Genomic DNA, 12,307 nt, shown 5'->3' with positions numbered 1-12,307 from the left:
TCCTCCACCGGGACCTCCGTCTCGGCACCGTTGCGCACCACGCGCGCGGTGCGCGCCTGCAGACCTAGCAGGGCGCGGATGGCCTCACCGGTGCCGGCCTTCGCTCGGGCCTCCAGCAGCCGGCCGAGCAGGATCAGGGTCAGGATGACGCCGACGGCCTCGAAGTAGACCTCCCGTACGTCCTCGGGCAGCAGACCCGGGGCGAGGGTGACCAGCAGGCTGTAGCCGTAGGCGGCACTCGTACCCAGGGTGATCAGGGAGTTCATGTCGGCGGCGCGGTGGCGCAGGGTCAGCCAGCCCGTCAGATGGATCGGCCACCCGGTGTAGAACATCACCGGCGTGATCAGGGCCAGCTGCAGCCAGTGGTTCAGCATCCAGCCGGGCACCCAGGTGGCGCCGAACAGTTCGTGCGCCATCACCGCGAACAGCACCGGGGCGGTGAGCACCGCGCCAACCAGCACCCTGCGGGTGAGGTCCTTGATCTCCGCTTGTCGCTCGGCGGCGTCTGCGGCCTCCGCCTCGGCGGCCGTCCGTTCCTCACCGGCTGACGGAGGTGCGCCGGTTGAAGCAGCGGGTGCGGGGGGAATGGCGGCCGTGGTGTCGGCGCCGTCCGGAATGGGCGGTGCGGTGCCTTCCGGGGGTTCGACGAGGAGCGTGCCGTGGATCATGTTCATGCCGCAATCGAAGCCGAAGGAACCCGAACGGTCGGGGTTCAGCCGTACGGTCGTGCGGGTGTGGGCGGGCAGGCCGGCACCGACCTTGAGGTCGGGGAAGACCACCCGGGAGGTGCACTCGCCCGCTTCCTGGCGATCGAAGACCAGCTCTACAGGTGTGCCTTGGCGGACCTTGATCACGTCAGGGCTGTAGCCGCCCCGTACGGTCACCTCCACCCGCTGTACACCGCCTTCCAGCCGGGCGGCACCGGCCCGGCGCGGCCCGAAGAAGTACCAGCCCAGTGCGGCGATCAGCGCGGCCGAGGCGAGGACGACGACGATTTCGAGGGTACCCATGGGCTTCTCGCCTCCCTTGGCGGGTCACTCTCCAGCCTGTGCGCGAGTACCCCTGCCGGGTAAGGGCTGAACGGCCCCACTGGTCCTGGACCGTCCGGCTCCAGACCGCCGCACCAGACAGAGGAATACGTGGCCGAACTCAGCCGCGATGAAGCCGCCCCGATCACGACCATGGACGGGGGCACATCATCGATCCGCATGATGGTGTCCGAGGTTGTGGTAAGCCACGGTGTCGAGGCCAGGAATGTCCGGCACCACCGGCCGTGACCCGATCGCGATGACGAATGTGTCGGCGGTTATCCGCGCGTCTGCGACCTGGATCACCTTCGGGGCGACGAACCGTGCCTCCTCGGTGTACACGTCGACACCGCTCTTCCTGCGATAGTCGACCGCACTTTCGTGCAGCGGATCGGTGTGGCTGAACACCCGGTCACGGACGGCTCTCCAGCCGACGGGCGCGATGCTCACATGCACACCAAGGCGCTGTGCCGCCCGCGCGTCCTCGGCCGCGTCCGCCGCGATGACGAACATCTTGCTCGGGATGCACCCGCGGTTGAGGCACGTGCCGCCGAAACGGTCCGGTTCGACGATGGCGGTCCGAAGGCGATCGATTCTTCGTTGAGCAGCATGTTGCCGCCGCCTGCCCCGAGGACGACGAGATCGTAGTGCCGCATGCCCGTCCGCCTCCACCGTCGAGGTGCCTACCGTGCAGTGCGCGGTCGTGAGGGCGCAGTCCCACTGATCACAATTCTGTCCGGGGAGTCCTCCCTCCACCAACAGCATGAAGACCGGGCCGGGCGGGCCCATACACCTGCGGAGGGGGAGGGGGACCCGTCGCGCCGGCCGGCGCTGCGCACGCATCGGGCGCGCTGGGGCACGTCACGCCCAGCCCGTGCCGATTGTCAGTGACCTTTGCCACGTTTAAAGTGCACCAGATTAACTTGTGCACGAGGTGAGTGGGCGATAGGTTTTCGATGGCTGGCGAGGTGGCATCAGCGTCCGTCGGCCGCAACTGCCTGTTGAGCCAGAAGCGAGGACATCACCATGGTTTGAAGCTTGAACTCATTGTGCTGCCCGTCTCCGACGTTGATCGGGCGAAGGACCTCGGCGAGGTGCTGCGATCCTTCCTGGACGTCGACTGCGCGGCCGAGGACCAGGTCTTTGGCGTGGAGCAGGTGGATGCGGGCCCCGCAGGCTCATGCGGTTACCTAAGTAATCGATATATCGGCTTCAGCAACTGCAGCCACATGACAGATCACCGGGATGGCAAGCCGGGCCCTACTGTCAATGGCGTCGCCAGAACGGGAACGGGCGCGGTGAATCCGCGCTGACCGCAGGAAGAGGCGGCTGGTCTCTTCGGGAGGAATTGCTGGGAGTCCGGCTTCCCGCTCGAGTTCCCAAGGCGGCCCCTGAGGACCTGCGCTCGCGTACCAAGACCGCGTGCCGGCCCAAGAGGGAGGCGTCGCCGACCAGTCGCAGACGCCCTCACCTGCTAGCTCTGCCAGGACCTGGAGAGCTGGGCGGAGAAGGGCTACCGAACCTCGGTAGTGCTCCCACCGCCAATCCTTGTCGCCTCTCGAACAGGCGAATTTACGCATTCCGTTTGCATCGGCAGAAGTGCTGCACGGCCCTTCCCGATTTCTCATTCATTGCACAACAAGGAGGCCAAAATGTCCGCCACATCCGCGGAGATCCGCCCGTTCAAGGTCAAGATCCCCGAGGCAGAGCTTACGGAACTGCGTGCACGTATCGTGTCTGCGCGGCTGCCCGGGAAGGAGACCGTTCCCGACCTGTCGCAGGGTACGAAGCTGGAGACGGTGAAGCAGATTGCCGGCTACTGGGCGTCGGGGTACGACTGGCGCAAGGTCGAGGCGAGGCTGAACTCCTATCCGCAGTTCATCACCGAGATCGACGGCCTGGACATCCACTTCATCCACGTGCGTTCGAAGCACAGGGACGCGCTGCCGCTGATCGTCACCCACGGCTGGCCGGGTTCGGTCATCGAGCAGGTGAAGATCATCGATCCGCTGGTCAACCCCACTGCGCACGGCGGCAAGGCGTCGGATGCCTTTCACGTGGTGATCCCGTCGATGCCCGGCTACGGCTTCTCCGGCAAGCCGACCACCACCGGCTGGGGCCCGGACCGTATCGCCCGTGCCTGGGCCGTGCTGATGAAGCGCCTGGGTTACACCAAGTACGCCGCGCAGGGTGGCGACTGGGGCGCGGTCATCGTGGACCTGATGGCCCTGCAGAAGCCCCAGGGGCTGGTCGGCATCCACACCAACATGGCCGGTGTGGTTCCGGCCGCGCTCGACGCCGCGCTCTTTGCCGGCAACCCGGTGGACACCACCGGCTTCTCCGCCGAGGAGAAGCGGACGGTCGCGCAGCTCGACTTCTTCTACAAGCGTGTCGGCTACGCCAACCAGATGGGCCGGCGTCCGCAGTCCCTGGTCGGGCTGACCGATTCCCCGCTCGGTCTGGCGTCCTATCTGCTCGACCACGACCACGCCAGCCAGGAGCTGATCTCGCAGGCCTTCGCCGGCAACCCCGGCGGCCTGAGCCGGGACGACTTCCTGGACAACGTCACGCTGTACTGGCTGACGGACACCGCGGTCTCCGCGGCGCGTCTGTACTGGGAGAACAAGTTCCAGTTCTTCTCGTCCAAGGGCGTTACGCTGCCGGTGGCCGTGAGTGTCTTCCCTCACGAGATCTACGAGGCCCCCAAGAGCTGGACCGAGAAGGCCTACCCCAACCTGATCCACTACAACACGCTCCCCACCGGCGGCCACTTCGCCGCCTGGGAGCAGCCGACGCTGTTCGTCCACGAACTGCGCAAGGGCCTGCGACCGCTGCGCTAAGCGCTGCCCCGCACCGCGGACAGCCCGAGGACGGTCCGCAGTCGGCGGCGTGCACAGTCCGCGCCCGACGGTAGAGCCGGGCGGCTTCCACTCGAGCCGCCCGGCCCTGCCGAACCGGGTGTCTTCCCCAGTCCCGGCTGCCAGGCGGCCCGAGACCTCCGCCCTGGCCGAAACCGGCTTTGTCCCCTCACCGAGACGCGGCTCGGATACCGAACCGACATCCGAGCCCGTATGGGAGCGAGAATCACATGTTTGAGAACCGTGCTCTGGAAATCCTGATCATCGCGGCCGTCGTGCTGCTGCTCTTCGGGGCGAAGCGACTGCCCGAGACCGCGCGCGGGCTGGGCAAGTCCCTGCGCATCTTCAAGTCCGAAGTCAGCGCCATGAAGACCGACACCGCCCAGTCGACCACCGCCCAGTCGACCACCGCCCGGTCGACCACCCCTCCGCGCGCACGTATCCAGGCCGTACCGGCCGAGGCCGGACGCAGCCAGGCGGACATCGAAACGGAAACGGCTGACCGAGTCTGACCGCGCACCGCCGCCGCACCCGCTGGCCACCAGAAACCGAAGGCATACGGTGAACGACACCCACCACAGCGGATCCACCGCTTTCGAACAACCGCAGAATGCTGCCATGGGCGTGATGCCGTTGACGGGGCATCTGCGCGAGTTGCGTAACCGCCTGGCTGTCTCGGTGCTGGCTCTGGTGGTCACCACTGTTGCCGGGTGGCTGGTCCACGACTGGCTGCTCGGGCGGATCACCGGCCCGGCCTGTGCTTTGCCCCATGTCCACGGGGTGGGGCGGCCGACCCGGGACTGTCCGAACGGTCTGCTGGTCAACACCGGGATCCTGTCCCCGCTGACGTTGAGCTTCAAGGTGGCGGTGACGGCCGGGTTCGTCATGGCCGCTCCGGTATGGAGCTACCAGCTGTGGGCCTTCATCGCGCCGGGACTGTACAAGCGGGAGAGGAGATACGGGCTCGGCTTCGCCGCGGCGGCCGTCCCCCTGTTCTGTTTCGGCGGATACCTCGCCTACGTGGTCTTCCCCAAGGCTGTGGGGGTTTTGTCGGGCTTCAACCCGGTTGCCTTCTCCCTGTCGCTGCCCGGGGACGAGTTCCTGGACTTCTTCCTGCGCATGCTGCTCGTCTTCGGTCTGTCCTTCGAACTGCCGCTGCTGGTAGTCCTGTTGAACTTCCTGGGCATCCTCAGCGCCGCGGCTCTGCGGCGACGGTGGCAGGTCATCGTCTTCGGTGTCTTCGTCTTTGCCGCGGTCGCCACCCCGACCGGCGATCCGATCACCATGACCGCTCTGGCCGTGCCCATCAGCCTGCTGTTCCTGGTCGCCCTGGCTGTCGCGACCTTCCGCGACCGCGCGAAGGCGCGCCGCCGGGCCGCGGATCCCGACCACGGACTCGGCGCGGACGAGGCCTCCTTGGTGGACCTGACTCCCTCCCCTGTGGGCGCCACCGCCCCGCATTCCCCGCAACCGGTGCATGCCGCCGGCCTCGAAGCCGCCCAGCCCACGGCCACCCATCCCGATGACACCGCATGACCGCTGCACTCGCAGACCTTGTGGAGAATCCCCCGAACACTCCGAGAACACCTGCCCGAACTTCTGAGGAGGCATAGGGTGATATTCGATGTGAGTCCCCTCGAAGCGGTCACGCTCGCCGTCGTCGCCGTGTTCATCTTCGGCCCGGACAAACTCCCCAAGATGATCACCGAGGCCATGCGGATCCTCCGCAAGGTCCGGGAATTCGCCGAGAGCGCCAAGCAGGACATCCGCAAGGAACTGGGCCCCGGGTTCGAAGAATTCGACTTTCAGGACATCAACCCCAAGGCCTTCGTCCGCAAACAACTGGCCGCCCACGGCGACGACTACGGCCTGAACGACATCCAGGGCCTGCGCCACGACATTGCGGAAAACACCCGGGAAATCAAGGCATCGGTGCAAGCCGACCACGCGCACATGCCCCACAGCACCGACGACCGGCCCACCGGCTGACCACGAGCCCACACCTCGGTGGACCACCACCGCGCAGGGCATTGCTCCGGGGCTGACTGACAACATGCATCGCTCTGCTGGCGACTCCCCGTGATGGGCGCATGCAGCGTCGTCTACCGGCTGGACGCCACTGCGAGCCGCTGCCACCGTGGCGTGTGAACTGGGTCTCCAACCGCGACCATGACCTTTTCGACCCACAGATCCGGCAGCCCGACGGAGCCATAGCCACGCCCCCATGAGCGCTTCCACTGCACAAACCAATCCATCGATCGCTACTTACTTCCTGAAGTAGTATTTCAACCTTGAAGGGTGATGTCATGGCGTACGACATCGAAAAATCAGACCCCGAGTGGCGTGCGGAGCTCACTCCCGCTGAGTACGGGGTGCTGCGTGGTGCTACGGACGAAGCGCCGTTTACGGGAGAGTACACCGGTACGAAGGAAGAAGGCGTCTACTCTTGCCGGGCCTGCGGTGCTGATCTTTTCACTTCTGAGGAGAAATTTGACTCTCGCTGTGGCTGGCCTGCGTTCTACAACCCCAAGGACCTCGATTCTGTCGAAGTGCAACAGCATGGATTGTCGTACCCCGTGGTTCGGTGCGCTCGTTGTGGGTCATATCTTGGGGAATTGTTCGAAGGTGAGGGATTTGACACGCCGACAGACAAGCGATACTGCATCAACAGCCTCTCTCTGCGACTGAAGCCTGCCGATTCCGAATGACCTGAATCTTGCGTGGAGTTGTCGTGCCGAGCGAGAGGCTGGTTTCGGCGAGGCAACCGTCGATGAGGTCGCGTCGTTGGGTGCGGCGCAGGCCGGACGGCTTGGGGTGGTCGCGATCGCGGAAGACGACGTTGGCGGTAGTTCTGTGCCGGAGCAATGATCAGATGCTCTCGACCCGACTGGGGTCAGGCGCATAGCTGGACGATGGTGAGTCCGTCGTGCTCCGTCGCGTAATCACGTAATCGACTGCAGCGATGAACATTCCGTTCAGGGCCTGATTTGCCCGCCGTCGAGCATGGACGACACCAGCTCACTGCTTTCGGCCACCCCGAGCGCCCCGAGGGTGATGCGCGCGTGCGCGCCTTTGGCTGCCGGCCGCGAAGACAGCCGGGGCAACGGCGAATCCGCCGGAAGGTCTGCGGGGCCGGTAGCTGAGGACCACGCTGATCCGGCCGGCCAGCCGGAAGGCGATGAACAGCAGGAAGTCGACGGTCGCGTCGTCTGCCCAGTGCACGTCCTCGACGACCAGCACCTCGACCCCGAGCTGGTCGAGCAGTTCGGCAAGGGCCCGTATCAGGCGGTGGCGGGCAGCCCCGGAGTCCGTGATCGGTTCCGGCGCGGCCGGCAGTTCGGTCGCCCACTCGGGGAAGGGCGGACGCAACGTGCCCGCGAGCGGGCTCAGTTCGATCCCTGCCAGGTCCGGGCCGACCTGCTGAAGCGCGTCCACGATGGGGGCCAGGGGCAGCGCGTTGCGGGACGGCTGGCAGGCCGTCACCAGCGCCCGCCGGCCGCCGACCTCGGGCACATCGAGCATCTCCCGGAGCAGCCGGCTCTTTCCGATCCCGGCCTCGCCCTCCACCGGCACCACCGCAGGAGGGTGCGCCAGCGCCCCGAGCAGCTCCCGCAGTTCGGTCCCCCGTCCGACGGATCGGGGGGTGACCAGGCCCGGAAGGTCCCGGCGGGTCAGCCCAGCGTCGCGTCCAGCAGCACACCGGCGGCGGCCCGTGCGACGGCACCCGTGCCGGGGTCATGGTCACTTCGGGCGGACACAACAGCGCCGTCGTAGACCATGTGCAGTGCGCGGGCGAGCGCCGCCGGGTCGGACGCGCCGGCCTGCTCGGCCAGCTCGGTGAACAGGTCGCGTACCCACGCGCGGTAGTCGCTCGTCGCCTGGTCCACCGTGTCACCGGGCCGGGCCTCGGCGCTGGCGCGGACGAACGGGCATCCGCGGAAGCCGGAATCGGCGTACGACGCCGCCTGCGCGTCGAACACCGCGAGCAAGCGTTCCCTCGGCGTCTCGGCAGCTGCGACCGCCGCCGAAATGCGCGCGGCGACTTTCTCGTGCCTGCCCTTCAGATAGGCGTGGATCAGCTTGTCCTTGCTGCCGAACGTGTTGTACAGGGATGCCTTCGCGACGCCCGCACGCTCGATCACCCGGTCGATGCCGACCGAGCGGATGCCCTCGTCGTAGAACAGCTCGTCGGCGGCGGCCAGCAGACGCTCACGCGCGGATGACCTGGCCGTGGTCCTCGCCATTGTCATCACCCTCATCCCTTCAGACTAGACAGGTCGGTACAGACTACTGCTCGACGGCCTCGATGCCGAACCGGACCAAGTACTTGAGGTTCGCCTTCGACTGGCGTTTCCCCTTCGGCAACAAACACGCACGAGGCTCGGCGCCGAACGCTTCTTCGCCGTACGTGGCTACCTGTCCACCGCTGCGAAACGGGGGAAGAACCTGCTCGACGTGGTCACCCGGGCCTTCGACGGCCGAGGCGCCTGGATACCCGCCCCGATCTGAGCACCAGATCAGTCACCGAGCGGCACGCCGGGTCCGCATCAGCGCGAGCAGCGCCACTGCCGCCAGCACGATCACTGCGACACCGTAGTCCCGGGTCGCGCCCAGCAGACCCGCGCCATGCACGATCAGGTAACCGGCCGCCACGACGGGCACACCGAAGCCGAGGTACGAGACCACGTACAGCAGCGACAGCACACCGGCCCGCTCGTGCGGCGTGACCTGCGGCACCACCGTACGGATGCTGCCCTGGAACCGGGCACCGAAGGCGGCCCCTGCAACCGCGGTGCCGACGAAGAACAACGGCAGCGACACCACAGCGAGCGCGACGAGGGTGGTGACGACGCCCACAGGCAGCGAGCCGATCCCGATCAGCACCATCGTTCTCGGCTGAGCGTTGCGCAGCACGGCCACCGCGACCCCAGCGACGCCGGCCAGCACGAACACGCTCATGCCCCCAAGCACCTCGGCGTTGCCGCCGGTCAGCGTAGCGACGAGCGCGGGGCCGAGGGCGCCGTACAGCCCTGCCAACGCCCATCCGGCGAACAGCACGGGAGCCGCGGCCAGCAGGTGCGCCGACCTCCCGCGGCAGCTTGATCTCGGGCCTGAGGCTGGCCGGCGCACCAGGTGCCGGCGTGACCGTCTCACGCATCAGGGCGACGCCGATCGCCTGCAGCGCGAACACCGCCAGCAACAGGAAGTAGACAAGATGCGTGGGCGCGGGCAGGTAGCGCACCAACAGCGCCGACACAAGCGCGCCGCTCCCCGTGCCGATGGTCGGCGACACCGCATTGGCCAACTGGCGGTGCCTCGTGTCGATGTCGAGCATGCCTGCGCCGACCGCACCGATGGCAGCACCGGTCGCGACGCCCTGTATGACACGGGCGAACAGCAGCGAGGGCACGCCGTCAGCCGTGGCGAACCATCGTCGCGACCTGGATCAGCAGCGTCACCAGCAGCACGGGCCTGCGGCCGACGTGGTCGGACAGCTTGCCCAGGGTCAGCGGCGAGATGAGCACGGACAGCGCGTAGACACCGAACACGACGGTGGTCGTGATCGGCGAGAAGCCCCATCGCGCCTGCTACAGGGCGTACAGCGGCGTCGGCGCGCTCGTCGAGGCCAGCAGGTACAGCGCTGGTGTGCCGGACAGGCGCTTGCCTCTCGGCTTGGACCGGGTGCCGGCATCCAGCTCGCCGCCGATCTCGCTGCTGCCCGCCGACCGCCCCGCACGCCCCGGCCGACCAGCACGGAGCCGTCGACTTCGCCGACCCCTGGCGCCTTCCTGGCGACACACTCCTGCCTTCGCGAGGAGGCAGTGCACAGTCTCCTGCCGTCCTGCCCCGGCGCTGGTCTCGACGGTTGCCGACGCGGTCGCCGCCTGGCGGAACCGGCCGCTGGGCGAGATGTACGCGATCTTGTACGTCGATGCGATCCGGATCGAGGTCCGCGACGGCGGCACGGTGGTGAACAAGGTCGTGCACCTGGTCATCGGTGTGGAGGTCGACGCCATCAAGAACGTGCTGGGGATCTGGGTCGAGGGCGACGAGGGGCGAAGTTCTGGCTGTGCGTGCTCACCGGCACAAGCGCCACGGCCTGAAGGGCGCGCTGATCGTGTGCTGCGACGGGCCCACGGGCCTGCCCGGGGCCATCGAGGCGGTCTGGCCGTACGCGATCACCTAGATCTCGTCAGTTCACACTCTCTGGTGGCGGGATGCTCGCACCGGTCACCGCACCGCCGGGGGAGGGCCCATGTGGACGTGCCGCCTTCCAGGTCTTCATGCGGACCTGTCCCTCCCGGCCGGAGGCGGGCCGTGTACTGGCCGGTGGGAGTCGTACTGCGGGCGCCGTGATGACGTGCCACCGCGGTCGGCCGTCAGGTTGCCTCGTCCTCGGAGAACGGAATCGCAGTCGATGTCCGACCTCTGATCCGGCAAGCCGCCGCTGCCGGCCGCGGGTATCGAAGCCGCGACGCCGCCGAAGAGCGCCGGCGGCCCCGGTGCCGGGCGTGGAGCCGCCCACGCCCCGTCCGGCGGCTGACGCCGTGACGTGAGGAGCCGGATTGACGCATCAGACAGATCTGTCTAGTCTTGCCCTCCTTACTGTACAGACCTGTCTACCTAAGGTGAGGAGATGTACGTGAGCCGGGCCGTAACACCGGGTGGGAGCCAGGCGAGCCAGTCCGTGCGCGGCAGCGAGATCGACGGCGGGATGTCCGATCGGGAGATCCTGTCCGCCATGTCCGGGCTACTGCTCGGGCTCTTCATGGCCATGCTCTCGTCCACCATCGTGGCCACCGCGCTGCCGACGATCCTCCACGACCTGCATGGCGGGGAGTCGGCCTACACCTGGATCGTCGCCGCCACCCTGCTCTCCCTCGCCGCCACCACCCCGCTCTGGGGCAAGCTCTCCGACCTGGTCAGCAAGAAGCTGCTGGTGCAGCTCGGCCTCGGCATCTACGTGCTCGCCTCCATGCTGGCCGGGCTCTCCCAGAACACCAGTGAGTTGATCGCCTGCCGGGTGCTGCAGGGCGTCGGGGTGGGCGGCGTCACCGCGCTGGGCCAGGTCTGCGTGGCGGCCATGACCACCCCGCGCGAACGCGGCCGCTACATCGGCTACTTCGGCCTGGTCTTCGCGCTCGGCACCGTCACCGGACCGCTCATCGGCGGCACCATCGTGGACACCCCCTGGCTCGGCTGGCGCTGGTGCTTCTACGTCGGCGTGCCGTTCGGCATCCTCGCCCTGGTGCTGCTGCAGAAGACCCTCCACCTGCCGACCGTGAAGCGGCTGGTGAAGGTGGACTACCTCGGCTCCGTGGTGATCGCCGCGACGGTGAGCCTGCTGCTGGGCTGGGTCACTCTGGCCGGGGACAAGTACCCGTGGTTCTCCTGGCAGACCTGCGCGATGGTCGGCGGCAGCCTCGTGCTCTTCGCGCTTGCGGTCCTCGTGGAGCGGCGGGCCGCGGAGCCGGTCGTACCGCTGCACCTCTTCCGTCACCGGACGGTCACGCTCGCGTGTCTGGCCTCGGTGACCGTCGGCGCCGGCATGTACAGCCAGACCACTTTCCTCGGCGAGTACTTCCAGCTGGCCCGGGAAAAATCACCCACCCTGTCCGGCGTCTACACCCTGCCCATGGTGCTCGCCCTCGGCATCGCCTCCCTGCTGACCGGCCGCCTGATAACGCGGATCGGCCGGTGGAAGATCTTCCTGGTGCTCGGCGCGGTCTGCCTCACCGCGGGCTTTGCTCTGTTGGGCACCGTCCGCACGGAGACCGCGTACTGGCAGGTTGCGGTCTCGATGACGTTCTCGGGGCTCGGCATCGGCATGATGATGCAGAACCTCGTGCTGGCGGTGCAAAACGCCGTGCCCGTCCAGGAACTGGGCTCGGCCAGCGCGCTGGTCGCCTTCTTCCGCACGATGGGCGGCGCGAGCGGCGTCTCCGCGCTGGGCGCGCTGCTCAACAACCGGGTGAACCACCAGGTGACGCAGGACCTGCTGGCCGGGAGGGTGCCGCTGGCCGCGGCGCAGCCGTTGAAGAACTCGGCGATCCCGGACCTCAGTCTGATCCCGCCGGGCGTGCGGCCGTTCATCGAGGACGCCTTCGGCAAGGGCGTGGGCGCGGTCTTCCTGGCCGCTGCGCCGTTCGCGCTGCTGACGCTGATCGCCATCCTCTTCATCAAGGAGGTGCCGATGCGCTCGGCCGCCGCCCACACCCCGACAGCGCCTGACCTACCGGCGTCACGGTGCTGTAGTTCGTGACCTTGGTCCGGCCGATGCGGGTCCGGTGGGTGTTGGCATCCGTGGGGATGCCGGTGGCCGTCACCGCTGCGCTGGCCGGGGGCGCGGGGGGGGGCGGGGGGGGGGACCCCCCCGTGGCCCCGCGCGCGGGGGCCACCCCGCGGCGCGGCGGAGTTCGC

At 67.8% G+C, this 12,307-nt stretch carries 15 protein-coding genes; 8 read left to right on the top strand and 7 right to left on the bottom strand.

Features of this window, described 5'->3' with window-relative positions:
• A partial coding sequence (locus ACFW2E_RS19540; protein WP_384467995.1) for a cupredoxin domain-containing protein occupies positions 1-1,010 on the bottom strand: 1,010 nt, incomplete at its 3' end.
• Positions 1,011-1,196: 186 nt separating this feature from the next.
• Positions 1,197-1,793, bottom strand: coding sequence for an FAD-dependent oxidoreductase (locus ACFW2E_RS19535; RefSeq protein WP_384467993.1), 597 nt, complete (start codon positions 1,791-1,793; stop codon positions 1,197-1,199).
• A 191-nt stretch (positions 1,794-1,984) separates the two neighbouring features.
• Between ACFW2E_RS19535 and ACFW2E_RS19530 the strand changes: the two genes are divergently transcribed.
• The 6 genes from ACFW2E_RS19530 (at position 1,985) to msrB (ending at position 6,594) form a co-directional block, all read left to right on the top strand.
• A complete protein-coding gene (locus ACFW2E_RS19530; protein ID WP_384467991.1) occupies positions 1,985-2,341 on the top strand; it encodes a hypothetical protein in 357 nt (118 codons plus the stop codon).
• A gap of 339 nt (positions 2,342-2,680) precedes the next feature.
• Positions 2,681-3,868, top strand: coding sequence for an epoxide hydrolase family protein (locus ACFW2E_RS19525; protein WP_384467989.1), 1,188 nt, complete (start codon positions 2,681-2,683; stop codon positions 3,866-3,868).
• 248 nt (positions 3,869-4,116) lie between these two features.
• Positions 4,117-4,398, top strand: a complete 282-nt coding sequence (gene tatA / locus ACFW2E_RS19520) for a Sec-independent protein translocase subunit TatA (RefSeq protein WP_384467987.1) — start codon at positions 4,117-4,119, stop codon at positions 4,396-4,398.
• A gap of 106 nt (positions 4,399-4,504) precedes the next feature.
• Positions 4,505-5,422, top strand: coding sequence for a twin-arginine translocase subunit TatC (gene tatC, locus ACFW2E_RS19515; RefSeq protein WP_384467985.1), 918 nt, complete (start codon positions 4,505-4,507; stop codon positions 5,420-5,422).
• A gap of 78 nt (positions 5,423-5,500) precedes the next feature.
• The gene (locus tag ACFW2E_RS19510) at positions 5,501-5,875 is read left to right on the top strand and encodes a sec-independent translocase (protein ID WP_384467983.1); all 375 of its coding nucleotides are present in this window, start codon (positions 5,501-5,503) and stop codon (positions 5,873-5,875) included.
• A gap of 317 nt (positions 5,876-6,192) precedes the next feature.
• The gene (msrB, locus tag ACFW2E_RS19505) at positions 6,193-6,594 is read left to right on the top strand and encodes a peptide-methionine (R)-S-oxide reductase MsrB (protein WP_384467981.1); all 402 of its coding nucleotides are present in this window, start codon (positions 6,193-6,195) and stop codon (positions 6,592-6,594) included.
• A 310-nt stretch (positions 6,595-6,904) separates the two neighbouring features.
• On the opposite strand, the gene ACFW2E_RS19500 is transcribed toward msrB, so the two are convergent.
• The 5 genes from ACFW2E_RS19500 to ACFW2E_RS19480 all read right to left on the bottom strand — a co-directional run bounded on the left by ACFW2E_RS19500 (position 6,905) and on the right by ACFW2E_RS19480 (position 9,864).
• Entirely contained in the window at positions 6,905-7,537 is a 633-nt protein-coding gene (locus ACFW2E_RS19500) for an AAA family ATPase (protein ID WP_384467997.1), read from the bottom strand.
• A 20-nt stretch (positions 7,538-7,557) separates the two neighbouring features.
• Entirely contained in the window at positions 7,558-8,130 is a 573-nt protein-coding gene (locus ACFW2E_RS19495; protein ID WP_384467979.1) for a TetR/AcrR family transcriptional regulator, read from the bottom strand.
• Between the two features lie 277 nt (positions 8,131-8,407).
• Positions 8,408-8,944 carry a hypothetical protein gene (locus ACFW2E_RS19490; protein WP_384467977.1) on the bottom strand — a complete coding sequence of 179 codons (537 nt, stop codon included), beginning with the start codon at positions 8,942-8,944 and terminating at the stop codon, positions 8,408-8,410.
• A 356-nt stretch (positions 8,945-9,300) separates the two neighbouring features.
• A complete protein-coding gene (locus ACFW2E_RS19485; protein ID WP_384467975.1) occupies positions 9,301-9,435 on the bottom strand; it encodes a hypothetical protein in 135 nt (44 codons plus the stop codon).
• Between the two features lie 39 nt (positions 9,436-9,474).
• Complete coding sequence (locus tag ACFW2E_RS19480) at positions 9,475-9,864, bottom strand: hypothetical protein (protein ID WP_384467999.1); 390 nt, start codon at positions 9,862-9,864, stop codon at positions 9,475-9,477.
• Here ACFW2E_RS19480 and ACFW2E_RS19475 point away from each other — a divergent pair.
• Both ACFW2E_RS19475 and ACFW2E_RS19470 read left to right on the top strand, forming a co-directional pair.
• Positions 9,797-10,243 carry a transposase gene (locus tag ACFW2E_RS19475; protein ID WP_384467973.1) on the top strand — a complete coding sequence of 149 codons (447 nt, stop codon included), beginning with the start codon at positions 9,797-9,799 and terminating at the stop codon, positions 10,241-10,243. The genes ACFW2E_RS19480 and ACFW2E_RS19475 overlap by 68 nt on opposite strands.
• A gap of 286 nt (positions 10,244-10,529) precedes the next feature.
• Positions 10,530-12,149: an MDR family MFS transporter gene (locus tag ACFW2E_RS19470; RefSeq protein WP_384467971.1), complete on the top strand. Its 1,620-nt coding sequence runs from the start codon at positions 10,530-10,532 to the stop codon at positions 12,147-12,149.
• Positions 12,150-12,307 lie beyond the last annotated feature (158 nt).

Origin of the sequence: Streptomyces sp. NPDC058964 (genome assembly GCF_042741275.1) — a bacterium.
Classification (GTDB): Bacteria; Actinomycetota; Actinomycetes; order Streptomycetales; family Streptomycetaceae; genus Streptomyces.
This window is presented reverse-complemented; position numbering and strand designations above follow the sequence as displayed.